The sequence below is a fragment of the Cedecea neteri genome (assembly GCF_000758325.1).
GTDB lineage: Bacteria > Pseudomonadota > Gammaproteobacteria > Enterobacterales > Enterobacteriaceae > Cedecea > Cedecea neteri_B.
Genome location: NZ_CP009459.1, coordinates 2,394,741 through 2,420,430 on the forward strand (window position 1 = coordinate 2,394,741; position 25,690 = coordinate 2,420,430).

The 25,690-nt window shown below is 56.3% G+C and carries 24 protein-coding genes; 11 read left to right on the forward strand and 13 right to left on the reverse strand.

Going from position 1 to position 25,690, the window contains the following annotated elements:
• Window positions 1-6 precede the first annotated feature (6 nt).
• Window positions 7-1,401, forward strand: a complete 1,395-nt coding sequence (locus LH86_RS11315) for a glycoside hydrolase family 1 protein (RefSeq protein WP_039301281.1) — start codon at window positions 7-9, stop codon at window positions 1,399-1,401.
• Window positions 1,402-1,476: 75 nt separating this feature from the next.
• Here LH86_RS11315 and LH86_RS11320 read toward each other — a convergent pair whose 3' ends face one another.
• Window positions 1,477-2,397: a LysR family transcriptional regulator gene (locus LH86_RS11320; protein WP_039301284.1), complete on the reverse strand. Its 921-nt coding sequence runs from the start codon at window positions 2,395-2,397 to the stop codon at window positions 1,477-1,479.
• Window positions 2,398-2,475: 78 nt separating this feature from the next.
• Here LH86_RS11320 and LH86_RS11325 point away from each other — a divergent pair, with 78 nt between their 5' ends.
• A complete protein-coding gene (locus LH86_RS11325; RefSeq protein ID WP_039301287.1) occupies window positions 2,476-3,432 on the forward strand; it encodes an MBL fold metallo-hydrolase in 957 nt (318 codons plus the stop codon).
• Window positions 3,433-3,467: 35 nt separating this feature from the next.
• Here the strand turns inward: LH86_RS11325 and yohP are convergent, their stop codons facing one another.
• The 3 genes from yohP to LH86_RS11335 all read right to left on the reverse strand — a co-directional run bounded on the left by yohP (window position 3,468) and on the right by LH86_RS11335 (window position 4,959).
• Window positions 3,468-3,551 carry a small membrane protein YohP gene (gene yohP / locus LH86_RS22905; protein ID WP_008456306.1) on the reverse strand — a complete coding sequence of 28 codons (84 nt, stop codon included), beginning with the start codon at window positions 3,549-3,551 and terminating at the stop codon, window positions 3,468-3,470.
• Between the two features lie 111 nt (window positions 3,552-3,662).
• On the reverse strand, window positions 3,663-4,400 hold the full coding sequence (locus tag LH86_RS11330; RefSeq protein WP_039301290.1) for a class I SAM-dependent methyltransferase: 738 nt from the start codon (window positions 4,398-4,400) through the stop codon (window positions 3,663-3,665).
• A gap of 91 nt (window positions 4,401-4,491) precedes the next feature.
• On the reverse strand, window positions 4,492-4,959 hold the full coding sequence (locus LH86_RS11335) for a DUF1348 family protein (protein WP_038474398.1): 468 nt from the start codon (window positions 4,957-4,959) through the stop codon (window positions 4,492-4,494).
• A gap of 106 nt (window positions 4,960-5,065) precedes the next feature.
• On the opposite strand from LH86_RS11335, the gene LH86_RS11340 reads away from it, so the two are divergent.
• A complete protein-coding gene (locus tag LH86_RS11340) occupies window positions 5,066-5,632 on the forward strand; it encodes a TetR/AcrR family transcriptional regulator (protein ID WP_039301292.1) in 567 nt (188 codons plus the stop codon).
• Here the strand turns inward: LH86_RS11340 and LH86_RS11345 are convergent.
• On the reverse strand, window positions 5,629-6,192 hold the full coding sequence (locus LH86_RS11345; RefSeq protein WP_039301295.1) for a DedA family protein: 564 nt from the start codon (window positions 6,190-6,192) through the stop codon (window positions 5,629-5,631). The genes LH86_RS11340 and LH86_RS11345 overlap by 4 nt on opposite strands.
• Window positions 6,193-6,356: 164 nt before the next feature.
• Between LH86_RS11345 and LH86_RS11350 the strand changes: the two genes are divergently transcribed.
• Window positions 6,357-6,944 (forward strand): Yip1 family protein, encoded by a 588-nt coding sequence (locus LH86_RS11350; protein WP_039301298.1) that lies wholly within the window; start codon window positions 6,357-6,359, stop codon window positions 6,942-6,944.
• Between the two features lie 161 nt (window positions 6,945-7,105).
• Window positions 7,106-8,047 carry a D-alanyl-D-alanine endopeptidase gene (pbpG, locus tag LH86_RS11355; protein ID WP_039301299.1) on the forward strand — a complete coding sequence of 314 codons (942 nt, stop codon included), beginning with the start codon at window positions 7,106-7,108 and terminating at the stop codon, window positions 8,045-8,047.
• On the opposite strand, the gene LH86_RS11360 is transcribed toward pbpG, so the two are convergent.
• Both LH86_RS11360 and dld read right to left on the reverse strand, forming a co-directional pair.
• Entirely contained in the window at window positions 8,048-8,602 is a 555-nt protein-coding gene (locus tag LH86_RS11360; protein WP_039301302.1) for a GNAT family N-acetyltransferase, read from the reverse strand.
• A 112-nt stretch (window positions 8,603-8,714) separates the two neighbouring features.
• Window positions 8,715-10,448 carry a D-lactate dehydrogenase gene (gene dld, locus LH86_RS11365; RefSeq protein WP_039301306.1) on the reverse strand — a complete coding sequence of 578 codons (1,734 nt, stop codon included), beginning with the start codon at window positions 10,446-10,448 and terminating at the stop codon, window positions 8,715-8,717.
• A 176-nt stretch (window positions 10,449-10,624) separates the two neighbouring features.
• Between dld and bglX the strand changes: the two genes are divergently transcribed.
• Complete coding sequence (gene bglX, locus LH86_RS11370; RefSeq protein ID WP_039301308.1) at window positions 10,625-12,922, forward strand: beta-glucosidase BglX; 2,298 nt, start codon at window positions 10,625-10,627, stop codon at window positions 12,920-12,922.
• Between the two features lie 74 nt (window positions 12,923-12,996).
• Here the strand turns inward: bglX and folC are convergent, their stop codons facing one another.
• Together folC and LH86_RS11380 are read right to left on the reverse strand one after the other, a co-directional pair.
• Window positions 12,997-14,280, reverse strand: a complete 1,284-nt coding sequence (gene folC / locus LH86_RS11375) for a bifunctional tetrahydrofolate synthase/dihydrofolate synthase (RefSeq protein WP_039301310.1) — start codon at window positions 14,278-14,280, stop codon at window positions 12,997-12,999.
• 48 nt (window positions 14,281-14,328) lie between these two features.
• Complete coding sequence (locus LH86_RS11380) at window positions 14,329-15,192, reverse strand: dioxygenase (protein ID WP_039301312.1); 864 nt, start codon at window positions 15,190-15,192, stop codon at window positions 14,329-14,331.
• 278 nt (window positions 15,193-15,470) lie between these two features.
• Between LH86_RS11380 and LH86_RS11385 the strand changes: the two genes are divergently transcribed.
• Window positions 15,471-16,037 carry a YceI family protein gene (locus LH86_RS11385; protein ID WP_039301314.1) on the forward strand — a complete coding sequence of 189 codons (567 nt, stop codon included), beginning with the start codon at window positions 15,471-15,473 and terminating at the stop codon, window positions 16,035-16,037.
• A 1,562-nt stretch (window positions 16,038-17,599) separates the two neighbouring features.
• On the opposite strand, the gene LH86_RS11390 is transcribed toward LH86_RS11385, so the two are convergent.
• On the reverse strand, window positions 17,600-19,021 hold the full coding sequence (locus tag LH86_RS11390; RefSeq protein ID WP_039301316.1) for an alpha,alpha-trehalose-phosphate synthase (UDP-forming): 1,422 nt from the start codon (window positions 19,019-19,021) through the stop codon (window positions 17,600-17,602).
• Between the two features lie 42 nt (window positions 19,022-19,063).
• On the reverse strand, window positions 19,064-20,482 hold the full coding sequence (locus LH86_RS11395) for a glutamine synthetase family protein (RefSeq protein WP_039301319.1): 1,419 nt from the start codon (window positions 20,480-20,482) through the stop codon (window positions 19,064-19,066).
• Window positions 20,483-20,763: 281 nt separating this feature from the next.
• On the opposite strand from LH86_RS11395, the gene LH86_RS11400 reads away from it, so the two are divergent.
• From LH86_RS11400 to LH86_RS11415, 4 genes are all read left to right on the forward strand, one after another.
• Window positions 20,764-21,675, forward strand: coding sequence for an ABC transporter substrate-binding protein (locus LH86_RS11400; RefSeq protein WP_039291353.1), 912 nt, complete (start codon window positions 20,764-20,766; stop codon window positions 21,673-21,675).
• A gap of 118 nt (window positions 21,676-21,793) precedes the next feature.
• On the forward strand, window positions 21,794-22,945 hold the full coding sequence (locus LH86_RS11405; protein WP_039301322.1) for an ABC transporter permease: 1,152 nt from the start codon (window positions 21,794-21,796) through the stop codon (window positions 22,943-22,945).
• The gene (locus LH86_RS11410) at window positions 22,945-23,889 is read left to right on the forward strand and encodes an ABC transporter ATP-binding protein (protein ID WP_039301325.1); all 945 of its coding nucleotides are present in this window, start codon (window positions 22,945-22,947) and stop codon (window positions 23,887-23,889) included. Before LH86_RS11405 ends, LH86_RS11410 begins: the two co-directional genes overlap by 1 nt.
• Entirely contained in the window at window positions 23,873-24,604 is a 732-nt protein-coding gene (locus LH86_RS11415; protein WP_039291356.1) for an ABC transporter permease, read from the forward strand. Before LH86_RS11410 ends, LH86_RS11415 begins: the two co-directional genes overlap by 17 nt.
• Here the strand turns inward: LH86_RS11415 and LH86_RS22810 are convergent.
• Both LH86_RS22810 and LH86_RS11425 read right to left on the reverse strand, forming a co-directional pair.
• Window positions 24,585-24,677: a hypothetical protein gene (locus LH86_RS22810; RefSeq protein ID WP_409335219.1), complete on the reverse strand. Its 93-nt coding sequence runs from the start codon at window positions 24,675-24,677 to the stop codon at window positions 24,585-24,587. The genes LH86_RS11415 and LH86_RS22810 overlap by 20 nt on opposite strands.
• Before the next feature lie 122 nt (window positions 24,678-24,799).
• Complete coding sequence (locus LH86_RS11425; protein ID WP_039301328.1) at window positions 24,800-25,555, reverse strand: MerR family transcriptional regulator; 756 nt, start codon at window positions 25,553-25,555, stop codon at window positions 24,800-24,802.
• Window positions 25,556-25,690 lie beyond the last annotated feature (135 nt).

The following is a 25,690-nucleotide window of genomic DNA, read 5'->3' on the forward strand; positions in this document are numbered from 1 at the left end:
AGTGACATGACAGCATTTCCGAAGACATTTCTGTGGGGCGGGGCTATTGCCGCAAACCAGGTTGAAGGCGCGTGGCAGGAGGGCGGCAAGGGCATTTCTACCTCGGACGTCATGCAGCAGGGGGTGTTTGGCCCACTGAAGGAGCGCGTGCCGGGAGACAGCGGCATTAAAGATATCGCCATCGATTTTTACCACCGCTACCCGCAGGACATTGCGCTGTTTGCTGAAATGGGGTTTAGCTGCCTGCGCATGTCCATCGCCTGGACGCGCATTTTCCCGCAAGGCGACGAGTCTGAGCCAAACGAAGCCGGGCTGGCGTATTACGACAAACTGTTTGATGAGCTGGCACAGCACGGTATTCAGCCGATGGTGACCCTCTCTCACTACGAAATGCCGTGGGGGCTGGTCAAGCAATACGGCGGCTGGGGCAATCGCAAAGTTATTGACTGCTTTGAGCGTTACGCCCGCTGCGTTTTCACCCGCTATCAGCATAAAGTGAAGCTATGGCTGACGTTCAATGAAATTAACATGTCGCTTCATGCGCCGCTGACCGGCGTCGGGCTGGAAGGGGAGCCGAACAAAGGCGAAATTTATCAGGCTATCCATCATCAGCTGGTTGCCAGCAGCCTGGCGGTGAAAGCCTGCCACGAAATCATCCCGGATGCGAAAATCGGCAATATGCTGCTGGGCGGCCTGATGTACCCGCTCACCTGTAAACCGGAAGACGTGCTGGAAACGCTGCAGGAAAACCGCAGCTGGTTGTTCTTTGGCGACGCGCAATGTCGGGGCAGCTATCCGGGTTATATGCAGCGTTATTTCCGTGACAATGGCATTCAGCTTGAAATCAGCGAGAACGATCGTGAAATTCTGAAAAATACCGTCGATTTTATCTCATTCAGCTATTACATGACCGGCTGCGTGACGGCAGATGCAGAGCTTAACGCGAAATCCCGCAGTAATATTCTCAGCATGGTGCCAAACCCGCATTTGCCAGCGTCCGAATGGGGCTGGCAGATTGACCCGACTGGCATGCGCATCCTGCTCAATATGCTGTGGGATCGCTACCAGAAACCGCTGTTTATTGTCGAAAACGGCCTGGGGGCGAAAGATAAGCCCGAAGATGACGGCACGATCAACGACGATTACCGCATCAGCTACCTGAGCGACCATCTGGTACAGGTGAGCGAGGCGATCGAGGACGGCGTAGACGTGATGGGCTACACCAGCTGGGGGCCAATCGATCTGGTTAGTGCGTCGAAAGCCGAACTGTCGAAGCGCTACGGGTTTATCTACGTTGATCGCGATGACCAGGGGAACGGCACGCTTGCACGTTCAAGAAAGAAAAGCTTCCACTGGTATAAAGAGGTGATTACCACCAACGGTGGCAGCCTGAAGCGCTAAGCCCTGGAAATAAAGCCAGTTTGCCATCAGTCTAAAAGAGGGAAAATACGTTTTCCCTCTTTCCTTTCTGCTCTCTTACGCCACATTCACCAGCCGCTGAATAAACCCGCGCAGCCACATCAGCGCGGCGTCGCTGTTATGGCGCTGATGCCACAATAAAGCAACCTCAAACGGCGGAACGTCTACCGGAACCGGGCTGGCAGTCAAACCCCAGGTTTTCTGCCAGCTGGCTGACAGTCCTGCCGGCACGGTAGCCAGCGCGGGCATTTGCATCAGCAATCCCGGCAGCGCAGCAAAATGCGGTGTGGTGTAGCTGATATGGCGCGTCTGCCCGAGCTTCGCCAGCAGGGTGTCTATCTGGCTGCTGTTGGCCTCACGATAGCTGACCAGCACGTGCCGGTGGGCAACATACTCTTCCAGCGGCAGCGGCGCACTGGCCTCGATGTGCTGCGGGTGCCAGAGCGTCACAAAATTCATGCTGGTCAACACTTCACGCTCCAGCCAGCGGGCGCTTTGGTTCGCCACGCTGATCGCCATATCCAGCTCGCCGCCTTCCAGCCTTTGGGCGTCGGTAAACGGATCGCTGGCGACAACGTTAATACGCATCCCCGGCGCGTCCTGCTTCAGCGCGGGAATAAGTTTTGGCATTAGCCACATTTCCACCCAATCGGTCATGCCGATGGTCACGGTCGCTTTGGCGCTGGCCGGGCAAAACTCTGCCTGCTGGAACAGAGCGCTTTGCAGCTGTTCCAGCAGAGGCACCAGCTCGGTGTGCAGTTCGCTTGCGCGCGCGGTGGGCTGCATGCGGTGGCCGCTGCGAATAAACAGCGGGTCGTCGAACATATCCCGCAGCCTTGCCAGCGCCCCGCTGACCGCAGGCTGCCCGAGGTGCAGCTTGTCGGCCGCCAGCGAGACGCTTTGCTCGCGGAACAGCACGGCAAAAGCGATCAGCAGATTGAGATCGATTTTGCGGAAATCATTTTCTTTGATAGTCATTATTTCTCCAATCAATTGGCGTGATGATACGCCCGACGGGATACTGGCGGCAAGTTGAACACCTGCCTGGAGAATAAAATGAAAAATTTGCTCATGCTGCTAACGCTTTTAGGCGGCACAATGTCCACTTCTGTCCTCGCCACGCCGCAGGCTATCACTCAGCAGCAATCGCCTGGCTATTACCGCATGATGCTGGGGGACTGGCAAATTACGGCGGTGTCGGACGGCACCGTAGTGGTCCCGCTGGATAAATTGCTGACGCATATCACGCCGCAGAAACTGCGCCAGCGTATGGCGGAGGATGCGATGACGCCCGCCGCAGAAACGTCGATCAATGCCTTTGTTATCAATACGGGGCGTGAATTGATTCTGGTTGATACGGGAGCCGGGGCATTATTTGGCTCTGCCGGTGGGCACCTGCTGGAGAATTTACGGGCGGCAGGTATTGCCCCTGAGGATATTTCTCTGGTGCTGCTGACCCATATTCATGCCGATCATTCCGGCGGAGTGGAATACCATGGCAAGCCCGCTTTCCCCAACGCGACGGTTCGCGTAGAGCAGAAGGATGTCGATTTCTGGCTCAACCCGGCTCACCTCAGCGACGTTGAGCCGGACCAGCGGCATACCTTTGCTGAATCTGAACGTTCGCTGCGCCCGGTGATTGATGCCGGTAAGCTAACCACTTTTCATGCGCCCACTGAAATCCTTCCCGGCATCGAAGCCATTCCTGCCGCAGGGCACACGCCGGGCAGCGTGATTTATCGTGTTAGCCGCAGCGGTCAAAACATGCTGATGTGGGGCGATATTATTCATGCTAAAGCGGTGCAGATGCCCGATCCGGAAGTGGCGATTCATTTCGATGTTAACCAACAGCAGGCGGTTGCCACGCGTGAGAAGGTGTTAAAACTGGCGGCTCAGGAAGGCGACTGGGTCGCGGCGGCGCACATTGCTTTCCCGGGGATTGGTCATGTGAAGCAAGAAGGCAAAGCCTGGCGTTGGGTGCCGGTAAACTACAGTAGCCAGGCCGGAAAGTAGCAAAAGGCGCCACAACAACGTGGCGCCAGGCGTTTTTAAAAGATCATTTTGAATACGCCGGTCACCACCAGCAGCCCGATGAGGAAGATAATCAGAATGGCCCATAAAATAATTTTCATTAGCGCTCCTTACCTTTTAGTTGGCTCTTGTTGAGTATAGGCAAGGATACGAAGACGGGGGAGTTGCCTCCCCGTAGACGGAATAATTGAGAAAAAGGGTACTACTGAGCTTTAGCGCTGGGGTTTACCGGCTGCGAGCAAGAAGATCATTGGCCGTTCGGCCTCTTCTGCCAGCCCGGGGTTGAGGGCAATTTGTTCGGCCTCCGGGCCCCATTCGTCGAGCTTTTCAATCACAAAGCCGCTTTCAATCAGGGCATTAATCCAGGTGGCCAGCTTGCGGTGCTGTTTCTTCACGCCTTCGGCAAACCAGTTGCTGAGGCGCTCGCCTTCCTGCTGATAATGATTCACCGGCCAGCTGCGTTGCCCGGTCTGATCCTGCAGCCAGGCCTGCACCGCGGCGGCGGTATAGATCGGGTGCTCGGCAGTAAAGACCAGCTTGCCGCCCGGCACCAGCGCCTGTTCAAGCGCGGCAAACAGCGGGCGAATGTCTTCCAGGTAGTGAAGCGCCAGCGAACTGTAGGCCAGATCGATACTGTTTGCCTGCAGTTGTAGGGCGGAAAGATCTTCCTGGCGATATTCGATCCCGGGACCTTCGGTCATTTCGCGGGCTTTGGCGAGCATGAGAGTCGAGACATCCAGCCCGACCGTTTTTGCCGCTCCGGCATCTCTCGCGTAGCGGCAAAACCAGCCGTAGCCGCAGCCTAAATCCAGCACCTGCTTGCCCGCCAGCGGCGGCAGCATCGCCTGAACTTTTGCCCATTCAGGCGCACCGTCCAGACCTTTTATGGAGCGGTCCAGGGTGGCGTAACCGGCAAAAAAAGCCGGGTCGTCGTAGATATTTTGCGTCATAAATCCTCTGTATTACTGAGGCCATCATTGGCCAGCAGGAATTTTAAACGCGACGCCGCCGGAAAGAAAACCGGCTCCGGCGGCAAAACCGTTAAAAACCGAAATGACTCAGCTCGGGATGATCGTCCGGGCGGCGGCCCAGCGGCCAGAAGAAGGCGCGCTCGCTCTCTTTGATCGGCGTGTCGTTGATACAGGCGTGGCGGTTAATCATCAGGCCCTGCTCGTCAAACTCCCAGTTCTCATTGCCAAAGCTGCGGAACCAGTTGCCGGAATCATCGTGCCATTCGTAGGCGAAGCGTACCGCAATGCGGTTGCCGTCGTGCGCCCAGATCTCTTTGATCAGCCGGTAGTCCAGCTCACGCTGCCACTTGCGGGTTAAAAAGCCAACGACGGCTTCACGGCCATCAACAAATTCAGCGCGGTTGCGCCAGTGAGTATTCAGGGCGTAAACCTGCGAGACGCGTTCAGGATCGCGGCTGTTCCAGGCGTCTTCCGCCAGACGAACTTTTTGTTTAGCCGTCTCGAGCGTAAACGGGGGAACCGGGGGTTTTACTGTCATGGTCTGCTCCTGTGAATGTGTAGACAGGTCTGTCTACCTCTCTAAGCTAGCCTGTGTAGACAGATTTGTCTACATGCGTCATGATAGATTTTTAACAGGAGAATTTATGCCTACTGCGACCCTCGGTGCCCGCGAGCGCATTTTGCACACCGCGCACGATTTGTTTTACCGCGACGGTATTCGTGCCACTGGCATAGACCGAATCATTAAAGAAGCCAGCGTCACCAAGGTCACTTTCTACCGGCATTTTCCGGCAAAAGACGACCTGATCCGTGCTTTTCTGGATCACCGCCACCAGCGCTGGATGGCGTGGTTTAGCCGCACGCTGGAAGCGCAAACGGGCGAAGGGAAAGGGCTGGCGGAAGCGTTAATGGCAACTTTGCAAAACTGGTTTGACGACGAGGCGTTTCGCGGTTGCGCGTTTATTAATTCGGCGGTGGAAATGGCCGAGGCGCTGCCGGAAACGCTGCCGATTGCCCGTGCCCACAAACAGGCGATGGTAGAATGTCTGGCAGGTTACTTGCCCGATAATGCAGGTGGCAGGCAGCAGGCAGAAATGCTGGCGCTGGTGATTGACGGGGCGATAGTCAAAGCCCAGCGCGATGGCGATAGCGAAGAGGCGCTGCTGCTGCTGCGGGCATGGCTGGCATTGCTGCCCTCCGTAGAGGATTAATCCTCTTTTTGCCGATGTTTGAACCACAGACGAATGCCCACGACCAGCACCACGGCAACAATAAGCCAAATCCAGTGGCGCAGGTGAGTATCCAGGCTGTGCAGCCACGGGCCGACGACTTCGCCCCCGAGATAGCCAAGCGTCGTAAACAGCGTGGCCCACAAAATGGCCCCGCAGATATTCAGCGGAATAAACAGCTTTGGCGGCAGTTTGCTGGCGCCGATGATGATTGGCCCGACGATGCGAAACCCGTACATAAAGCGGCTGCCAATCACAAACAAATACGGATGGCGGTTGATCAGCGCCTGCGCTTTGGCCACTTTCTTTTGATGTTTTTTAAAGCGAGCCAGCAGGGCGCTGCCGAAATGCCTGCCGACCAGGAACAAGACCTGGTCGCCAATCATGCCGCCGAGCGCGACAGACAGGACCACCAGCGGGAAGGTTAAAAGCCCCTGATGCGCGGCCACACCGCCTAACAGGGTAATGGTTTCCCCTTCAGCCATACTGCCGATAATCAGCGCGGCGTAGCCATACTGTTCTATTAAGCCATTGATATCCATTAAGCTGGACTCTCCTCCATGTAAAACGCTTCCCTAAAGCATACAACTCATCGCCGCCAGGCTTGTACTGAATCGGAGATATTTTTCACCTGGTTAAATAATAACCTGAAGGTGAATTATACTTGGAGTATCGCAAGCATTTGCGCCGCAGGTCCGGAGGTTGTATGAGCCATGTCTGGGGATTATTTTCCCATCCTAATCGGGAAATGCAGGAAATTAAGCGTGAGAACGAGTCCGTCTCGCATCACTACACGCACCATGTGCTGTTGATGGCGGCCATTCCCGTCATCTGCGCGTTTATCGGCACCACGCAAATCGGCTGGAACTTCGGGGACGGCACCTACGTTCAGCTCTCTATGTTTACCGGCCTGTATCTGGGCATTCTTTTCTACGCCCTGATGCTCGGCGGCGTCGCGGTGATGGGCCGGGTTATCTGGTGGATGGCGCGTAACTATCCGCAGCGTCCGTCGCTTGCCCGCTGTATGGTCTTTGCCGGCTACGTGGCCACGCCGCTGTTCTTAAGCGGGATTGTGGCGCTTTATCCGCTGGTCTGGCTGTGCATGGCGGTAGGCGCCCTGGCGCTGGTCTACACCGGCTATCTGCTCTACGTCGGCGTGCCGGACTTCCTCGGCATCGACAAAGAAGAGGGGATGAGTTTTTCCAGCTCCACCCTGGCCATTGGGGTGCTGGTGCTGGAAGTGCTGCTGGCCGTCGCGGTGATTCTGTGGGGTTATGGCTACCGTTTGTTCTGACGGAGCGAATTTACAGAAAGTTTTGATATAACGTTACGATTCTTAACTGGCAGTCAAGCGGGGCGGCGGAGTATGATTCCGGCGCCCCGCACGTTTATGTCATCCCGATGACGCTTAGCGGTGAGCCTCTACTTTTCCGGAATCATTACAGAAGTGTCACCATGCCGACAAAAATCCGTTTATCGTTGTTCAGCCTTGCGCTGATGATGACTGTGCCTTTTGCCCCGCAGGCAGAGGCCAGTAAGGTCGCCACTCACGCGGCCAGCGCCGGTCAGGAAATTGCCTCCGGCAGCGCCATGATTGTCGATCTGCAAACCAACAAGATTCTCTATTCCAGCCATCCGGATCTGGTTCGTCCTATTGCCTCTATCACTAAGCTGATGACCGCGATGGTGGTGCTGGACGCCCATCTACCGATGGATGAAATGCTGAAAGTGGACATCAGCCACACGCCTGAAATGAAAGGCGTTTACTCTCGTGTTCGCCTGAACAGCGAAATCAGCCGCAAAAACATGATGCTGCTGGCGCTGATGTCGTCAGAAAACCGCGCGGCGGCAAGCCTGGCACATCATTATCCTGGTGGCTACGACGCATTTATCCGCGCGATGAATGCGAAGGCGAAGTCCCTCGGCATGACCCACACCCGCTATGTGGAGCCGACCGGCCTGTCGATTGAAAACGTCTCAACCGCGAGCGACCTGACCAAACTGCTGGTGGCAACGCAGAAATACCCGCTGCTGGGCCAGCTCAGCACCACGCATGAAGACATGGCCACCTTCCGCAATCCGGCTTATACGCTGCCGTTCCGCAACACCAACCATTTGGTGTACCGCGAAAACTGGAATATTCAGCTGACGAAGACCGGTTTTACCAATAACGCGGGCCACTGCCTGGTGATGCGCACTGTCATCAACGGCCGCCCTGTGGCGCTGGTGGTGCTGGACGCGTTCGGGAAATACACCCACTTCGCCGACGCCAACCGCCTGCGTTCCTTCCTGGAAACCGGCAAAGTGACCCCGGTTCCGGCGGCCGCGCTAAGCTATAAGCGCTCTAAAGCGGCGCAAATGGCGAACAACACCGCCGCAGGTTCAGAAGAAGAGTAATCAGTCCGGCAGCGTCCCGTCTCCACCGTTGAGGGGGCGCTGCATCATCACCGTGTCTCGCCAGTCTCCCAGCTTAAAGCCAACGCTTCGCAAACATCCGACGGTTTCAAACCCGTGCTGGCGGTGTAATTTGCACGATCCGGTATTATTTTCCCCGTCGCCAATCACCGCAATCATCTGCCGCCACGGCCCTTTTTCACATAGCGCAATGAGCTCGCTCAACAGGGCTTTGCCAATGCCGCGTCCGGTCATGCTGGCATCGATATACACCGAATCCTCAACCGTGTAGCGGTAGCCGGGGCGAGGGCGGTACACCGTGGCGTAGCAGTAGCCCACCACTTGATTATCAATCACCGCGACCAGCCACGGCAGGCCATGAGCGCGAACCGCCGCCAGCCGCTCGGTCATCTGTTTTCCATCAGGCGGGATTTCTTCAAACGATCCTTTGCCGTTCAGCACGTGCCAGGCATAAATCGTTGTCATGACGGGGATATCGTCGGGGGTGGCTTCCCTGATGAGTACGGCAGGGAAAGGCAGAGTTTCTACTGCGGACATCTTTCGCTCCTTGGGCAGAAAAAGGGTGAAGTTGTTCTTCACCCGTTTCATTAATCTATGCTCAAAAAAGAATGAAACATAGTTCGCCCGTCATAGGAGAAACTTATCTCCGTCAGCCGTGCTCCTGCGCGCTGTCGTCTTCGGCCCAGCCTTTACGCCGGGTTGTTTTTCCAATCCCCGGGTTCATGCTGTTGGTGGGATCGTTGGCCTTGTAGAACTGCTTCAGCGTTTCCGGCGCTTTGTAGAGATGGCCGACGTTATGCTCGGCGGGGTACTGCGCCCCGCGCTCGTGCAACAGCGCCAGCATCTGCTCTTTCAGTTCGTGCACGTCCACGCCTTTTTTAACGATGTAATCCTGGTGGAAGACATGGCACATAAAGTGGCCGTAATAGAGGCGGTGGATCAGCTTCTCGCCGATCTCCGGCGGCAGTTCTTCGAACCAGTCTTCATCGTTGCGGCGCAGCGCGATATCCAGCGCCAGAATATCTTCCACCTCATCCGCATGCACGGCGTGATAGCGAATGGCAGCCCCGGCGGCGGCAAAGCGGTGCAGGAAGGCTTTGCTGCCTTCTTCCGCCGTACAAACGAAGAAGTCACCCTCGGCGGTTTTAAAATATTCGCTCAGCCACGCTTTGGCTTCATCGATCCCGTCCCCGGCCATTTTCAACAGCAGGTGGTGAGGATATTTATCGCGCCAGGTTTTCATGCGTTCCGGCAGGTGCGCCGGGAAGACGCTGCCGAGTTTCTGCATAAAGCGGTCGGTAAAGTGCGGTTTAAACAGCGACACTTTGTCGAGCATCGCGTCGGTGCGCCCCTTCATGGTGAAGAAGAACGGCATTTTGTCGGTGCCGAGCTTGTCGATCATCAGGAACGTGTCTTTGCCGTACTTCTCCGCGATGTCGTAAATATCGCGGTGCATATACTCCCCGGCAACCGGCAGATTTTCGAAGTTGGCCAGAATGTGGCGGCGAATTTCGCTCAGCACGCGGGGCTGGTTGGTGCCGATGTAAAACACCTGCTGGCGTTTTTCCGCCGGGAAGGTGTCGAGGCGGACGGCGAAGACCGCCAGCTTGCCCGCGCAGCCGGAAGATTCAAACAGGCGGTCCGGGTCAGCGTTATAACGCGCGGGCGTGTCGGCCTCAACGTCGCGTACGCGGGTGACATAGTCGTGGTCGTGAGCGTGGCGGCCATCGTGCTGCACGTCGCTGTCTTTCACGCGCTCATCGTCGAGCGCGGCAAGAATTTGTTCTGGCGTGGTGCCGAGGTTAATCCCCAGATGGTTTACCAACTGCAGCTTGCCGCTTTCATCAATGCGCGCGAAAAGCGACATCTCGGTGTAGGCCGGGCCGCGCTGCACCAGTGACCCGCCGGAGTTGTTGCAAATCCCGCCGATAACCGAAGCGCCAATACAGGATGAGCCAATCACCGAATGCGGCTCGCGCCCGAGCGGCTTCAGCGCTTTTTCCAGCGAGTACAGCGTGGTGCCTGGATACGCCAGCACCTGCTCGCCCTTATCCAGCAGATGCAGCTTGTCGAGGCGCAGCGTGCTGATAATCACAATATCGCGGTCGTAGTCGCTGCCGCTGGGCGTCGAGCCTTCGGTCAGGCCGGTGTTGGCGGCCTGCATAATAATAATTTTATCCGCCGCGACGCAGGTGCTTAATACGCGCCACAGCTCCAGCAGAGAGCCAGGGAAGACCACTGCCAGCGCTTCCCCCTGGCCTGAACGGAAGCCTTTGCGGTAGCGGGCCGTTTTGGCCGGATCGGTTAAAACATGGTGCGAGCCAACGTGGCGAGAGAGTTCGTTTATCAGCGTTTTATTATCGGAAGTCATCAAAACAGACATGGATCCACTCCTTGTGATGGCATCAAAAAGCCTGTCGTTAAGCATAGCGCCGAAAAACGTGAGCGTAACGAGGAAATCTCCACGAAATCAGCAGCCAGACTTGGCTACGCTCTTCTTACCGTGATGGCGATGTGGCAAACTGCACGCCTTAACAAACGCTTGTGAGAGTGAATCCGATGAAATGGCTCTGTTCTGTAGGGATTGCCGTAAGCCTGGCGCTGCAGCCTGCGCTGGCCGACGAAATGTTTGGCCCGCACCCTTTAACGCCGGAAGCGCGTGATGCCTACGTCACCGACCTGCTGAAAAAAATGACCACCGATGAAAAAATCGGTCAGCTGCGTTTGATAAGCGTCGGCCCGGACAACCCGAAAGAAGCCATCCGCGAAATGATCAAAGCCGGGCAGGTGGGGGCCATTTTCAACACGGTCACCCGTCAGGATATCCGCACCATGCAGGACCAGGTGATGCAGCTCAGCCGCCTGAAAATTCCTCTCTTCTTCGCCTACGATGTGGTGCACGGCCAACGTACCGTTTTCCCGATAAGCCTCGGCCTGGCGTCTTCGTTCAATTTGGATGCGGTCAAAACCGTGGGGCGGATTTCCGCCTATGAAGCCGCCGACGACGGTCTGAACATGACCTGGGCGCCAATGGTGGACGTCTCGCGCGATCCGCGCTGGGGCCGCGTCTCCGAAGGCTTTGGGGAAGACACCTACCTGACTTCGATTATGGGCCGCACCATGGTTGAAGCGATGCAGGGCAAAAGTCCGGCCGATCGCTACTCGGTGATGACCAGCGTGAAACACTTCGCCGCCTATGGCGCGGTGGAAGGCGGGAAAGAGTACAACACCGTCGACATGAGCCCGCAGCGCCTGTTCAACGACTACATGCCGCCGTACAAAGCCGCGCTGGATGCGGGCAGCGGTGGCGTAATGGTGGCGCTGAACTCCCTGAACGGCACGCCGGCCTCCGCCGACAGCTGGCTATTAAAAGATTTGCTGCGCGACGAATGGAAATTCAAAGGCATCACCATCTCCGATCACGGCGCGATTAAAGAGCTCATCAAACACGGCGTAGCCAGCGACCCGAAAGACGCGGTGCGCATTGCGCTCAACTCCGGCATCAACATGAGCATGAGTGATGAGTACTACAGCAAATACCTGCCGGAGCTGGTGAAAAGCGGCGCGGTGCCGATGAAAGAGCTGGATGACGCCACCCGCCACGTGCTGAACGTGAAATACGACATGGGGTTGTTCAACGATCCGTACAGCCACCTCGGGCCGAAAGACTCTGATCCGGTAGATACCAACGCCGAAAGCCGCCTGCACCGCAAAGAAGCGCGTGAAGTGGCGCGAGAAAGCATGGTGCTGCTGAAAAACCGTCTGCAAACGCTGCCGCTGAAAAAGACCTCTACCATTGCGGTGATTGGTCCCCTGGCGGACAGCAAGCGTGACGCCATGGGCAGCTGGTCAGCCGCAGGCGTGGCCGCGCAGTCCGTCACCCCGCTGGAGGGCATCAGAAATGCCGTTGGCCAGCAGGGCAAAGTGGTGTTCGCGAAGGGCGCGAACGTGACCGATGAAAAAGATATCGTCGAGTTCCTGAACCAGTACGAACCGGCGGTCACCGTTGACCCGCGCACGCCGAAGGCGATGATCGACGAAGCGGTGAATACGGCGAAAAATGCCGACGTGGTCGTGGCGGTGGTCGGTGAAGCCCAGGGCATGGCGCATGAAGCGTCCAGCCGCACCAACCTGACGCTGCCGCAGAGCCAGCGTGACCTGATTGCTGCGCTGAAGGCTACCGGTAAACCGCTGGTGTTAGTGTTGATGAACGGCCGTCCTCTGGCGCTGGTGAAAGAAGACCAGCAGGCGGACGCGCTGCTTGAAGCCTGGTATGGCGGCACGGAAGGCGGTAACGCCGTCGCTGACATTCTGTTCGGCGACTACAACCCGTCCGGCAAACTGCCGATGTCCTTCCCGCGTTCCGTAGGGCAAATTCCGACGTACTACAGCCACCTGAATACCGGCCGCCCGTACGATCCGGAAAAACCGAACAAATACACCTCCCGCTACTTTGATGAAGCCAACGGGCCGCTGTATCCGTTTGGCTACGGCCTGAGCTACACCACCTTTAAAGTCGGTGACGTGAAGCTCTCTGCCCCTGGCATGAAGCGCGACGGCAAAGTTGAAGCGTCGGTTACTGTCACCAACACCGGCGATCGGGCAGGGGAAACCGTGGTGCAGATGTACCTGCAGGACGTGACTGCTTCCATGAGCCGCCCGGTGAAAGAGCTGAAAGGCTTTAAGAAAGTGGCGCTGAAAGCGGGCGAAAGCCAGACGGTCAGCTTCCCAATCGACATCAGCGCCCTGAAGTTCTGGAACGCGAAGATGAAGTACGATGCCGAGCCGGGCAAGTTCAACGTGTTTATCGGCCTCGATTCCGCCCGCGTGCAGCAGGGTGAATTTGAGCTGAAATAAACAAGCAGATACTTGAAAAAAGCCACCTTTCGGGGTGGCTGTTTTTTTAGATGTAATTAATGTTCCGCTGAAAGCTAGCGTATTCCCTGATTGTTTTCGGTGCCCAGATTGAGCTCGTTTAATACTGGCGCAACAGAATAGAATGAGCCGCAAACGACGATCGCATCGTCGGCACTGGCGTCATCTCTGGCCGCTTCCCAGCCGGATAAAATATCCGGGAAGCATTTTGCCTGCGGTAAATACTGAGCAATATCTTCAGCTGTAGAGCTTCTGGGGCCCGCCTGAATGCCACAGCAATACCACTCCCCGGCAAGCTCTTTTAACTGTTCAACAGTGCCTTTGATATCTTTATTAATAAGCATGCCGAACACAAAAAGGTACTTTCCCTTTGTGGGGAAGTTGCGCAATCTTTCCGCTAAATATGCCGCAGCGTGAGGATTATGCGCCACATCTAAAATCACCGCCGGTTGATGGTTAATGACTTGAAAACGGCCCGGCAAATTGGCTTTATCTATGACTTCGTCCAACGCGGTAAGATCAAATTTAAGCCCGCTGACGCGCAGGGCCGCGACGGCGGTAGCCACGTTATCCCGAGGCATTTTAGGCTGACTCAGCGGCGCTATTTCGCCGAAGCTATCGCTAAACGACCATGTATCTCCACGATCTATTACTTGCCAGTTGGTCCCGCGTTGATGGCTAATCGCGCCAATCTGTGCCGCATAACGGAGCAATGACGCCGGAGCCTGAACTTGCCCAATCACCGCCGGACGACCGGGGCGGAAGATGCCCGCTTTGATTTCGCCGATGGCTTCGGTGCCTTTCCCCAGCCAGTCTTCATGATCCAGTGCCACGTTGGTAATCACAGAGACATCCGGCGTGAGAATGTTGGTCGCATCATCCCGGCCGCCCATGCCAACCTCAATGATTGCGACATCAACCTGAGCCCATTTCATCAGGCAAAACGCGCCTAGCGTATTGAACTCGAAAGGCGTGAGCGTAGTGGCCTCGCGTGCTTTTTCAATTTCAACAAAGGCAGAAATATGGGCGGCATCCGACAGTTCCTGGCCCTGAATGCGCACGGTCTCTTTATAGTGGATCATGTGGGGTGAGCTGAAGATGCCCACTTTGTGCCCTGACAGCATGAGCACTTTCTCGAGGGTATGGCAGGTGGTGCCTTTCCCGTTGGTCCCGCCAACCAAAAAGACAAAAGGCGCGGGCTTTAAGACATTCAGTTTGGCTGCCACGTCCTTGATTCTGTCCAGGCCCATATCAATGACCTGCGAATGAAGGCTGTCGATGTAAGCCAGCCAGCGAGGTAAGTCTGAGGTGAGATCGGGTATGTTTGCGCGGTTGCTCATCAAATATTCCTTGGAAAAAACGTCAATCTGCGGGGTGGGGTTGCCGCTTTAGCTGGCCGGGTTCAGGACGAAATTGAAGTCCAGGGTGCAGAACGATTGCGGGCAAAACGTACCGTCAGGCGCAATGCCCGGCGCGTGTTCAACCCAGTCGGCAATCAACGAGGCTCTTACGCCAAATACGCTGTCTGAATTGAGGTATTCATCCTCTTTATTGAAGACATGCGTAATTAAACGCTGATATCCCTCAGCGTTGATCATGAAGTGCAGATGCGCCGGGCGCCACGCAGCTCTCCCCTGGGCGGCAAGCAGGCTGCCGACCGGGCCGTCGCTGGGGATCTCATAAGCCTCAGGAACAACGGTTCTGAAGAAGAACTCTCCCTGCGAGTCTGCCTTCAGGACACCTCGACAGCGAAGTCCGTGAACATCCGATGCCTGCACATCGTATTGACCATCGCCGTCGGCATGCCAGATATCAATCGTTGCATTGGCGACGGCTTCCCCGCCGATCCCGGTTACTTTGCCTGTTACAAACCACGGTGTACCCGGCGCGCCCTGTGAAAAATCGTCTCCAGGTGCAAGCTGGGGAGCTTCCGCTACATGGAAAGGCCCAAATACGGTGGATTCCGTGCAGCCCGCGGGTTTGCGATTATTTTGCGCAATCACCAAAGAAGATAATCCCAGCACATCGGAAAGCAAAATAAACTCCTGGCGTTCGGGGCTGCAATATTTTCCAACCTGGGTAAGAAATTCAATGCCTTTCTCCCACTCCTGCTCCGTCAGCTGTACGTCCCGGGCAAAAGAATGCAAATGCTCGATCAGACCAGTAAAAATCGTATGCATACGGTCGTCGGGGGGAATTGAAATTCTGGAGAGCACTTCCTGGGTAATATTTTTATCATTAATGTTTAACATTTTATTATGTCTCGCTGCCACGAGGAGTAGGGTGAGGGACCCACAATGTGACACTGACTTTTTAAACTTTAAATATCTTCTTCTGGAATTAATGTAATCAAGTGTATTAATTTTGGTTTAATTATTTTTGTGTGGTTATTAAGAGGTTAGACGTCTAACTTCACGGGCTTGTCTGGTTTTTATAGTTTTTCACATCAATAAAAAAATAATAAAAATAAATATGAATAAAATGCGGCAGTGAAACGTTAGCTGAGTATGTCCGCTACCGGAAATACTCCATGCTGCGTATTTTTCTGAAAATAATCCTCGGCCTGTCGTTCAGTCCCTGGCTGTATGCCGCGCCGGAAAGCTACAGCGTCCTCACGCCGCAAACGGCGATAGAACTTTCATGGCGCGCTTTTGGCGGGACTTCTCAGGCGCACCTCGAGGGTGTCACTGGCTCACTTTTGCTGGATGCAGGGAACGATATGCACGACAGCATCAGCGTGCACATCCCCGTCGCGACGCTTCAGGCTTCAAACAGCCTGCTGACGTATCAGCTGCAGGGCGGGTTATTCTTTGATACCGCACATTATCCTATGCTCACGTTTACCAGCACCAGAGTTGTGGCTCAGGGCAACGGGCGATACAGGATTTTTGGCATAGTGCAGGTAAAAAATGTCCAGCGTCCGGTGGTTTTGGAGGCAAGTCTGGATCACGCACCCGCATTAACTTCAGGCCCAAGTGCTCTCTCATTACGTGCCACAACGGTTATCTCCCGCGCCGCCTTTAATATGGATAAATTTGAGGCCGTGGTGGATGACAGTGTTGCGATTGAGATTAGAATTCGCGCAAGGGTTGGCTAGGTTTTTTTAAGTAAGTTTTTGTTATGTATGTGTTTAATTGCTTATTCTTTGAGGTGGGCGGTGTCCCTATTTTAACCTTTCAATTTTCCGTTCACCCGTAGATCGATTTCCCATATACGCTCAGAGCACGGTGAACGTGTCAGGGGGCATTACGCCATGCCCCCTGACAACCCCCGGCGCCCGGCGAACTCATCGCCGCTGAAGCGGTAAACCCACCGGCTATCACCCAAACATTCGGGGTCGTTCGCGATTCGTTCCCGACGATCGCTCTCTTTCGCTGTTCCCGACAGCTCAACCCCGCCTGAGTTGGGTCATAACCGGGGGCGATGGGAGCCGGGGACAAGGGCGTAGCTGTAAGACTTGAAGCAACAATGATTTTCAGAATAGCTGTGGGCTAACAGCGAGGCACGGTTCCGGCTTAAATCGCCTCTGTTTTCTCTCCGACTGGCCAGGGTCCGGCCGTCGGGAACGGCCGGAGGCTGAGAGCGTCGGGAACGCATCTCAGCCGACCCAGGACTGGGAGATAAAACGGAGGTCTGCCGCTTCAGCGGTCGATTTATTTCGCCGGGAGTCCGGGTTCTCAGGGGAGTGACGGTGATTCCCCTGAGACGTTCACCGATGCGGTGGCTACATATAAAAAAGGGCTGGAAGTGAACGGAACATTAGCCGACCCTTCATAATCGCGGGTATTTGCTGCCATAAGCCCACCCGGAAACCATCAATAGCTCTCTCATTACGTGCCACAACGGTTATCTCTCGCGCCGCCTTTAATATGGATAAATTTGAGGCCGTGGTGGATGACAGTGTTGCGATTGAGATTAGAATTCGCGCAAGGGTTGGCTAGGTTTTTTTAAGTAAGTTTTTGTTATGTATGTGTTTAATTGCTTATTCTTTGAGGTGGGCGGTGTCCCTATTTTAACCTTTCAATTTTCCGTTCACCCGTAGATCGATTTCCCATATACGCTCAGAGCACGGTGAATGTGTCAGGGGGCATTACGCCATGCCCCCTGACAACCCCCGGCGCCCGGCGAGCTCATCGCCGCTGAAGCGGTAAACCCACCGGCTATCACCCAAACATTCGGGGTCGTTCGCGATTCGTTCCCGACGATCGCTCTCTTTCGCTGTTCCCGACAGCTCAACCCCGCCTGAGTTGGGTCATAACCGGGGGCGATGAGAGCCGTGAACAAGGGCGTGGCTGTGGGACTTTCAGCAACGTTAACGTTCCGTATGGCTGCGGGATTGAAGCGAGGCACGGTTCCGGCTTAAATCGCCTCCATTTTCTCTCCGACTGGCCAGGGTCCGGCCGTCGGGAACGGCCGGAGGCTGAGAGCGTCGGGAACGCATCTCAGCCGACCCAGGACTGGGAGATAAAACGGAGGTCTGCCGCTTCAGCGGTCGATTTATTTCGCCGGGAGTCCGGGGTCTCGGGGGAGTGACGGTGACTCCCCCGAGTCGTTCACAAGTGCGGGGGCTGCATATAAAACAGGACTCAAAGTGAACGGAACTTTAGCCGACCTTGCATAATCGCGGGTATTTGCTGCCATAAGCCCACCCGGAAACCATCAATACAAATTCTGCGGTGTAAAAATCCCGTGGTGAGACGCGCGGAAAGGGATCACCGTCGCAGGCGCCGGAGCAGACTCTGCATTGAGCGAATCCAGAAAAGCTCTGGCCCACCACTGGCTGTCGTACCTTTCCACTTTGGCCAGCAGCTGCTGGTGACGGCGTTTGCGCTCGTGCAGCGGCATCGTCAGCGCGGAGTACAGCGCATGGCTTGCTTCGTTGGCATCGTAGGGATTGATCAACACCGCATCCGTCAGCTGTTCTGCCGTGCCGGTCAGGGCCGACAGCATCAGTACGCCGGGGTCTTCGGCATCCTGCGCGAGAACAAAGGCTTTTGCCTCCAGGCTCATCCCCTCAGAAAGTGGGGTGAACATCGCCACGTGGGCGTTACGGTAAAACGCGTAAATCAAATCGGAGTGGCACAGATGGTTGCGAATATAGTTGATGGGGTACCAGCCCGAATCCCCAAAGCGAGCGTTAATGTCTGCGCACTGGTGTTCCAGCTGGTCGCAGAGATCCCGCGCCGACCACGAATAGCCCCTTGAAGCATCAGAAATTTGCAGCAGGCTGACGTCACGCAGGTACTCCGGGTGCGAACTTAGAAACGTTTCCATCGTATTCAGGTGGCAATGCACGCCGCTGATATCGCTGATGGTGTCGTTGCTGATCACAATCTGGCGAGGGTAGTTGCGCACCGCTTCGGCGTTGGTGTGCGAAAGCGGCGGCAGGGTTTTATCCACGCCGCAGGGAAAAATCCCCAGCCGGATAATGTGCCCGTTAAGCTGAATAAGATTATCCGCCAGCCGCTCCACGCGATAAAACCGCAGCGCATAGGCGAGGAAATTATTCACATCTCCGCTCGACTGGAAGCCAAGCAGATCGTAGCTGAACAGCGCCTGCATCAGGCTGTCGTGCTCGGGCACCGAGCGCAGCACATCGCCTGGCGGGAAGGGCTGATGCAGGAAGAAGCCGCAGCGGTTGGTGTAGCCATCCTCTTTGAGCATCTTGCCGGTGAACAGCAGATGGTAGTCCTGCACCCAGACGAGATCGTCAGGCTCAATTTTGGCGGCCACCCGAGCTTTCACATCATAGTTATAGTTCTTCCAGGTGGTGAAATACTCTTTTTTATAGTGGATCAAATCCGGGCGATTGTGGAAAACCGGCCACAGCACCTGATGAATATAGCCCTGGTAAAAGTTGTCATACTCGTTGGGGGTCAGCGCCCAGCTGTATTGCTGGTAGCCCGACTGGCTGAAAAAACGCTCTTTTCTCTGCTTATTCCCGGCGGCTATTTCACCGTTCCAGCCAAACCACAGGCCCGAATGTTTCTTCAGAACGGCATGAAGGACCGGAAGCAAAGGATCGCCGCGCTGCCCGCGTTCTGGTTCGCAGCGATTAGACAGCATAATAAGACGAGACATACATCACCTCAGGTTAGCATTCGGGTTGATAGCGCACGGGCGTTAGCGGGACAGCACCGCTTCTTCCTGGGTCACGATAGTTTCAAACCACGCCAGTTCCGACAGCTTGTGGGTCACCCACTGGCGGGAGAACGCTTCCCCCAGGCTTTCGGTCATGTAATGGCTTTGCTGAAACTCTGCGATTGCGACGTGCTGGAACAGCGGCAGCTCAGGGGCAAACAGCGCCGAATTCTTTAGGGTATCGCTGTCGATATTTTCCAGCCCGTAAAGCATGCCGGTCAGAATGGCGGCCATCGCCAGATACGGGTTCACGTCGGCCCCGGCCAGGCGGTACTCAATGCGGCGGTTGCTGTCGTCGGAGCAGGGGATGCGCAAGGCGGCGCTGCGCTTGTTGTAGCCCCAGGAACTGAACAGCGGCTCATTAAGATTTTTGCGCAACCGCCTGAAAGAGTTAACGTGTGGAGCGATAACGGCCACGGCGGCGGGCATGGTTTGCAACATCCCCGCCAGGCAGAGCTGGGTCATTTCGTTCAGGTTTTCCGCCGGGGAGGCAAAAACGTTGTCGCCTTTGCGGTCGTTCAGGCTGATATGAAAATGCAGGCCATTCCCGGCCAGGTGCGAAAACGGCTTTGCCATAAAGTTTGCCTGATAGCCAAACTTATCGGCCACAATACTGGTCAGGCGGCGTAGCGCCAGCACGCTTTCGCACACGCCAACGATGTCTTTGCCATGCTTCAGGTTCAGCTCAAACTGCCCGGCTTCCGCTTCGCAGACGATACCGCTCAGCGGCAGTTTTTGATCGGCGGCGGCCTGCTCCAGCGCTTCAATAAAAGCGGTGTAATCGGACGGGACGGGCATATAAAAGCAGCCCTGGGCCGGGACGTCCTGCTGGGCTTTGCTGACCAGGTAAAACTCTATTTCCGGCGCGGCGACCGGGTACAGGCCGTGGTAATGAAACTTCTGCAGGACATTTTCCAGCACCACTCTGGGTTCCAGCGCGTAGCCGCTGCCGTCGCTCTGCTTCATGGTCAACAGCAACTGCGCGTTGTGCTTCGGGTCGTGGGCGCAGGGCCGCAGCGTACCCGCCACCGGCAGGCAAAGCCCGTCGGGCTCGTCGTATTCCACGCTGGCCGAGGCCTGGCTAAACGGCTTGCCCTCGTGATCCATCGCGTAAACGGATTGTGGGAAATAACAGCCGGCAGAGAGCGACAGCAGGCTGTCTACCGCGATGCGTTTGCCGCGAAAAGCCCCGTTGACGTCATTGAGGTAAATATCAACGTGCTTTGTGTCTGGGTGACGCTGCAAGTAGCGCTGCACCTCTTCGGCAAACTCTTTAGCTCGCTCCTCCGCTGGCTTTTGCCGCGCTGACTGGCCGACGGATCCTTCACTGGATGAGGCCTGCGGAAAAGCGAAAAGCGTAAAAATGTTTTTAACGAGCGAGTGGTGAATGAGTGAGTTCATGGCGGTCTTTTTCTAAGCCTCTCGGCGACGAAAAGAGCATATTCACTGGCGTATAAAAAGAAGGTAAAAAAGCCAAAGCGGTGGGTAAAAAAAGTATAAATGACAATAAGTGTAGGGCTTTAGCCCGACCGTTGAGGCGTTGGTGATGGCGTTTACGACGGCCAGCCTGTCCAAACGAGTTCGCATATCATATACCGCTTAGTGCTTTCCCCAGCTGATTCAAACTCGGCTATTCTTTGTTTACTGCATGATTTTTAAGTAAAGAACAACGAGGAATAACTATGAACATATCAACACGTTGGGGTTTGGCAGGATTAGTGATGTTGGCAGCAGGCGCGCAGGCGGCTGAACCGGTGAAAGTCGGCTCTAAAATTGATACCGAAGGCTCTTTGCTCGGCAATATTATTTTGCAGGTGCTGGAAAGCCATGATGTAAAAACCGTCAACAAAGTCCAGCTCGGTACCACCCCGGTTGTGCGCGGGGCGATTACCTCCGGTGAGCTGGATATTTACCCGGAATACACCGGCAACGGCGCGTTCTTCTTTAAAACTGAAAACGATCCGGCCTGGAAAGATGCCCAAAAGGGCTATGAAAAAGTTAAGCAACTGGATTACGACAAAAACCATCTGGTCTGGCTGACGCCGGCCCCGGCCAATAACACTTACACCATCGCGGTACGTAAGGATTTGGCGGAGAAAAACCACCTGGTTTCCCTGGCCGACCTTAGCGAATACCTGAAAAAGGGCGGCACCTTTAAGCTGGCGGCTTCCGCCGAGTTTATTGAGCGTTCCGACGCGCTGCCTGCTTTCGAAAAAGCTTACGGCTTTAAGCTGGAACAAAGCCAGCTGCTTTCCCTGGCCGGGGGCGACACCGCAGTAACCATTAAAGCAGCAGCGCAGCAAACCTCCGGCGTTAACGCCGCGATGGCCTACGGCACCGATGGCCCGGTTGCGGCCCTGGGTCTGGAAACGCTCACCGACCCTAAAGGCGTACAGGCAGTTTCTGCGCCAACCGCCGTGGTGCGTGAGGCCGTGCTGAAAGAGTACCCGCAAATTGGCGACTGGCTGAAACCGGTCTTTACTTCCCTCGACCAGAAAACCCTGCAGCAGTTGAACGCGAAAATTGCCGTGGAAGGTCAGGATGCCAAAAAAGTGGCCGCTGATTACTTAAAGCAAAAAGGCTTTGTTAAATAGCCTGCTGGCGGCGTGCATCGTGCATAAACGCGCGAAATGCACGTCGTTATCTGGTCTGCCTCAAACAGCCGAAAACGCTGGTTTTCGGCTGTTTGTCCTCAATCTGCTGGAATGACGTTTGCTAAAAATTCATAACAGGGTACTGCTGCTGCTGGTGTTACTGCTGGCGGCCGCCTTGATGTTACTCCCGATCATCAACAACGCGCCTAACCGCCTGGTTTCCGGCGAGCCGCTGGGCTTTACCCAGTTGCCCGGCACGCTGCATTACTGGCTGGTGATTCCTTTTCTGATGCTGGCTGGCCTGACGCTGGCACCCGCACGCGCCCTCACGCAACTGGTGATTATTGCCACCGGTGAACTGCTGTTTATCGGCCTGCTGTTACTACTGGGGCATACCGCGAGCCAGCTTGCCCTTGAGGGCAGTTCCCTCGCGCGTACGTCTCCCGGCAGTGGACTGTGGCTGATGCTGGCGGTTTGCCTGCTGCTGTGCGCCGATGCGGCTAACCGCCTTACGGCCAGCCCTTTGTGGCGGCTCTTGCTGAATCTCCAGGTCTGGCTCGTCCCCGTCGCGCTGCTGGCAACCGGCTACTTCAGCGATCTTTCGCTGATGAAGGAGTATGTCAACCGCCAGGACGTGTTTGACGATGCCCTGAGCCGCCACCTGGCCCTGCTGGCCGGCACGCTGGTTCCGGCGCTGCTGATTGGCGTCCCGCTGGGGCTGCTTTGCTATCGCCGCCCGGCCTGGCAATCCGGCGTGTTTTCTCTGCTCAACGTGATCCAGACGGTGCCGTCCGTGGCGCTGTTCGGCCTGCTGATTGCGCCGCTGGCGGGCCTTGCCGCCTGGCTGCCGTGGCTGGGGAAAATTGGCGTGAGCGGCATTGGCGTCGCGCCTGCACTGATTGCGCTGGTGCTTTATGCGCTCTTGCCACTGGTGCGTGGCGTCGTGGCGGGTTTGCAGCAGGTGCCGCGCAACATCGTGGAAAGTGCGCTGGGCATGGGCATGTCGCGGGCGCAAATTTTCTGGCGAGCGGAAGTGCCGCTGGCGTTGCCGGTGCTGCTGCGCAGCCTGCGTGTGGTCTGCGTGCAGACTATCGGCATGGCGGTTATCGCCGCGCTGATTGGCGCGGGCGGGTTTGGCTCGATTATTTTCCAGGGGCTGCTGAGCAGCGCGCTGGATCTGGTTCTGCTTGGCGTGATGCCGGTTATCGCCCTGGCGGTGATCGTCGATGCGCTGTTTAAGCTGTTTATTTCTCTGCTGGAGGCAAAATAATGATCGAGTTCGATCGCGTCAGCAAATACTTCCACGGCGAAGCGGCGGTCAGTGATTTGACGCTGAACATCCGTGAAGGGCAATTCACCGTGCTGATCGGCACCTCCGGCTCAGGCAAGTCCACCACGCTGAAGATGATCAACCGGCTGGTGGAGCACGACGAAGGGCGCATTCGCTTTGCCGGGGAAGAAATCCGCAGCTTTGACCCGAAAGTGCTTCGCCGCCGCATGGGCTACGCCATCCAGTCCATTGGCCTGTTCCCGCACTGGACGGTGGCGCAGAACATCGCCACGGTGCCTGAGCTGCTGAAGTGGCCGAAGGCGAGAGTCGCCGAACGTATTGACGAGCTGCTGGAGCTGTTAGGCCTGGACGCCGCGCAGTTCCGCGACCGTTATCCGCACCAGCTCTCCGGCGGGCAGCAGCAGCGTGTGGGTGTGGCCCGTGCGCTGGCAGCCGACCCGGAAGTGCTACTGATGGACGAGCCTTTTGGGGCGCTGGATCCGGTCACCCGCGCGACGCTACAGCAGGAGATGATTCGCATTCATCAACTGCTGGGACGTACCATTGTGCTGGTGACGCACGACATCGACGAGGCCTTAACGCTGGCCGACAACATCGTGCTGATGGACGGCGGCAAAGTTATCCAGCAGGGCACGCCGCTGGAGCTGCTGACCAACCCGGCCAACGATTTTGTCCGTGACTTCTTTGGCCGCAGCGAGCTTGGTGTCCGGCTGCTTTCGCTGCGCCACGTCGCGGACAGCATTCGCGCCGATGAGCGTCTGGAAGGCGAGCCTATCCGGGCAGACATGACGCTGCGCGAGGCGCTCTCGCTGTTTATTGACCGCCAGTGTGAAAAACTGCCGGTGGTGGATGCGCAGAATCAGCCCTGCGGCGTGCTGCACTTTAGCGATCTGGTCAGGAGGGAACATGCGCCTGCTACGTGATCCTCTGCTGTGGCTTATCGCGCTTTTTGCCGCACTGCTGGTGCTACTGCCTTATACCAGCGGGCTGTTTAGCTGGCTGTTCCCGCAACTGACCAGGCCGATGTACCAGCAGGACAGCTTTGTCTCTCTGGCACTGGCGCACTTAACGCTGGTGGGGATTTCGAGCGTGGTTGCGGTGGTGATTGGCGTAGGATTGGGGATTCTGGTCACACGTCCGGCGGGGGAGGAGTTTCGTTCGCTGGTGGAGACCATTACTGCCGCCGGGCAGACTTTTCCTCCGGTGGCCGTATTAGCCGTGGCGGTGCCGGTGATGGGATTCGGACAAGAGCCAGCGATCATCGCGCTGGTGATTTACGGCCTTCTGCCGATCTTACAGGGGACGCTGGCGGGGATTGGGGCGGTGCCGGAATCCGCGCGCGAGATTGCGCTCGGCATCGGCATGAGCCGCGGGCAAATGCTGCGGAAAGTGGAGCTGCCGCTCGCCGCGCCGGTTATTCTGGCGGGCATCAGGACATCGGTGATCATTAATATTGGTACCGCGACGATTGCGTCTACCGTGGGCGCTAACACGCTCGGGTCACCGATTATTATCGGGCTAAGCGGCTTTAATACCGCCTATGTGATTCAGGGCGCGGTGCTGGTGGCGCTGGCGGCAATTGTCACTGACCGCCTGTTTGAGCGCCTGGAAAGTTACGTCACGCGCCATGCAAAATAACGATGTAGCCGACCAGCATCACGCCGCCAATGCCGCCGATCGCCATAACCAGCATTCCGCCCACAAGGGCCATTTTTGACAGTTTCATCCGTTGCTCCGTTTGTTAACGAAGCGATTATAAAGGGAAGCGGGGTTGTTAATGAACCTTTGATTGTGACGAAGAGGGAAAAAGCCGATTTTCCCTCTTTATCGCCGTCACTCTGTAGTCTGTCTGCGTTCGATATTACCCAGCGCAAACACCGGCAGCCCTGCGCTTCGCCATGATTCAATCTGGTCTATTTGCCGCTCTCCGGGGCAGTCACCGCACCAGACCAGCAGCGTTTGCCGGTCAAAAAGCTCAGGTTTCAGGCTGCTCAGCGAATTAGCCAGCACGTCGACCCGCCAGCCCTGCTGGCTGGCAATCCACGCCGCCATCCACAGCCGCGTTGTGTCCTGCACGTTCCAGCCCACGACTAAAGCGTCTCTGCCGTTTTGCTTGCGCGCGGTGGCAATACACATCGCAATATAGTTGATCAGAGCGCCATCCAGCAGGCTAAGCAACGCGCACAGCGCAATCTGCTGCCCGTAAAGGCGGCGTCGTAGCGGAAGATAGAGATGTTGCACCAGGGTGTGCGCCGGGTAGATGCGCCCAATATCGGCTATCCAGGCGCGGAGCAGGTTGGGGTTGCCGCTTTGCAGATGGCGGAGCAGCGTTTCCTGTCGCTCTCCCCAGGCGTGCTCTTTTTCCCGGTTTTCACCGCTGAGCAGCCCTTTGACTTTGCTGACCTGCACGCCTTGCTCAATCCAGGTTTGGATCTCGCGAATACGCTCGATGTCGGCGGCATCAAACAGGCGGTGCCCGCCGTCGCTTCGCTTAGGTTTTAGCAACCCGTAACGCCGCTGCCAGGCCCGGAGGGTTACCGGATTAATATTGCAAAGCGCAGCCACTTCTCCGATGGAATAAAGCGCCATATTGTCACCTGATACCTTAAGGGGAGGCCCTTACTAACTGTAGTAAGTTCTGGTGAGTTTGGCTGCTTTGAGTGGGCGTTGTTGGGTGTTGTTGAGTCATATTTTGCTTTCAAATCTTCCCCTCACCCCGGCCCT

Excerpts from the sequence above, each read along its gene's own strand:
- LH86_RS11315 (WP_039301281.1), top strand. The coding sequence starts at position 7 with ATGACAGCATTTCCGAAGACATTTCTGTGGGGCGGGGCTATTGCCGCA.
- LH86_RS11320 (WP_039301284.1), bottom strand. The coding sequence starts at position 2,397 with ATGACTATCAAAGAAAATGATTTCCGCAAAATCGATCTCAATCTGCTG.
- LH86_RS11325 (WP_039301287.1), top strand. The coding sequence starts at position 2,476 with ATGAAAAATTTGCTCATGCTGCTAACGCTTTTAGGCGGCACAATGTCC.
- yohP (WP_008456306.1), bottom strand. The coding sequence starts at position 3,551 with ATGAAAATTATTTTATGGGCCATTCTGATTATCTTCCTCATCGGGCTG.
- LH86_RS11330 (WP_039301290.1), bottom strand. The coding sequence starts at position 4,400 with ATGACGCAAAATATCTACGACGACCCGGCTTTTTTTGCCGGTTACGCC.
- LH86_RS11335 (WP_038474398.1), bottom strand. The coding sequence starts at position 4,959 with ATGACAGTAAAACCCCCGGTTCCCCCGTTTACGCTCGAGACGGCTAAA.
- LH86_RS11340 (WP_039301292.1), top strand. The coding sequence starts at position 5,066 with ATGCCTACTGCGACCCTCGGTGCCCGCGAGCGCATTTTGCACACCGCG.
- LH86_RS11345 (WP_039301295.1), bottom strand. The coding sequence starts at position 6,192 with ATGGATATCAATGGCTTAATAGAACAGTATGGCTACGCCGCGCTGATT.
- LH86_RS11350 (WP_039301298.1), top strand. The coding sequence starts at position 6,357 with ATGAGCCATGTCTGGGGATTATTTTCCCATCCTAATCGGGAAATGCAG.
- pbpG (WP_039301299.1), top strand. The coding sequence starts at position 7,106 with ATGCCGACAAAAATCCGTTTATCGTTGTTCAGCCTTGCGCTGATGATG.
- LH86_RS11360 (WP_039301302.1), bottom strand. The coding sequence starts at position 8,602 with ATGTCCGCAGTAGAAACTCTGCCTTTCCCTGCCGTACTCATCAGGGAA.
- dld (WP_039301306.1), bottom strand. The coding sequence starts at position 10,448 with ATGTCTGTTTTGATGACTTCCGATAATAAAACGCTGATAAACGAACTC.
- bglX (WP_039301308.1), top strand. The coding sequence starts at position 10,625 with ATGAAATGGCTCTGTTCTGTAGGGATTGCCGTAAGCCTGGCGCTGCAG.
- folC (WP_039301310.1), bottom strand. The coding sequence starts at position 14,280 with ATGAGCAACCGCGCAAACATACCCGATCTCACCTCAGACTTACCTCGC.
- LH86_RS11380 (WP_039301312.1), bottom strand. The coding sequence starts at position 15,192 with ATGTTAAACATTAATGATAAAAATATTACCCAGGAAGTGCTCTCCAGA.
- LH86_RS11385 (WP_039301314.1), top strand. The coding sequence starts at position 15,471 with ATGCTGCGTATTTTTCTGAAAATAATCCTCGGCCTGTCGTTCAGTCCC.
- LH86_RS11390 (WP_039301316.1), bottom strand. The coding sequence starts at position 19,021 with ATGTCTCGTCTTATTATGCTGTCTAATCGCTGCGAACCAGAACGCGGG.
- LH86_RS11395 (WP_039301319.1), bottom strand. The coding sequence starts at position 20,482 with ATGAACTCACTCATTCACCACTCGCTCGTTAAAAACATTTTTACGCTT.
- LH86_RS11400 (WP_039291353.1), top strand. The coding sequence starts at position 20,764 with ATGAACATATCAACACGTTGGGGTTTGGCAGGATTAGTGATGTTGGCA.
- LH86_RS11410 (WP_039301325.1), top strand. The coding sequence starts at position 22,945 with ATGATCGAGTTCGATCGCGTCAGCAAATACTTCCACGGCGAAGCGGCG.
- LH86_RS11415 (WP_039291356.1), top strand. The coding sequence starts at position 23,873 with ATGCGCCTGCTACGTGATCCTCTGCTGTGGCTTATCGCGCTTTTTGCC.
- LH86_RS22810 (WP_409335219.1), bottom strand. The coding sequence starts at position 24,677 with ATGGCCCTTGTGGGCGGAATGCTGGTTATGGCGATCGGCGGCATTGGC.
- LH86_RS11425 (WP_039301328.1), bottom strand. The coding sequence starts at position 25,555 with ATGGCGCTTTATTCCATCGGAGAAGTGGCTGCGCTTTGCAATATTAAT.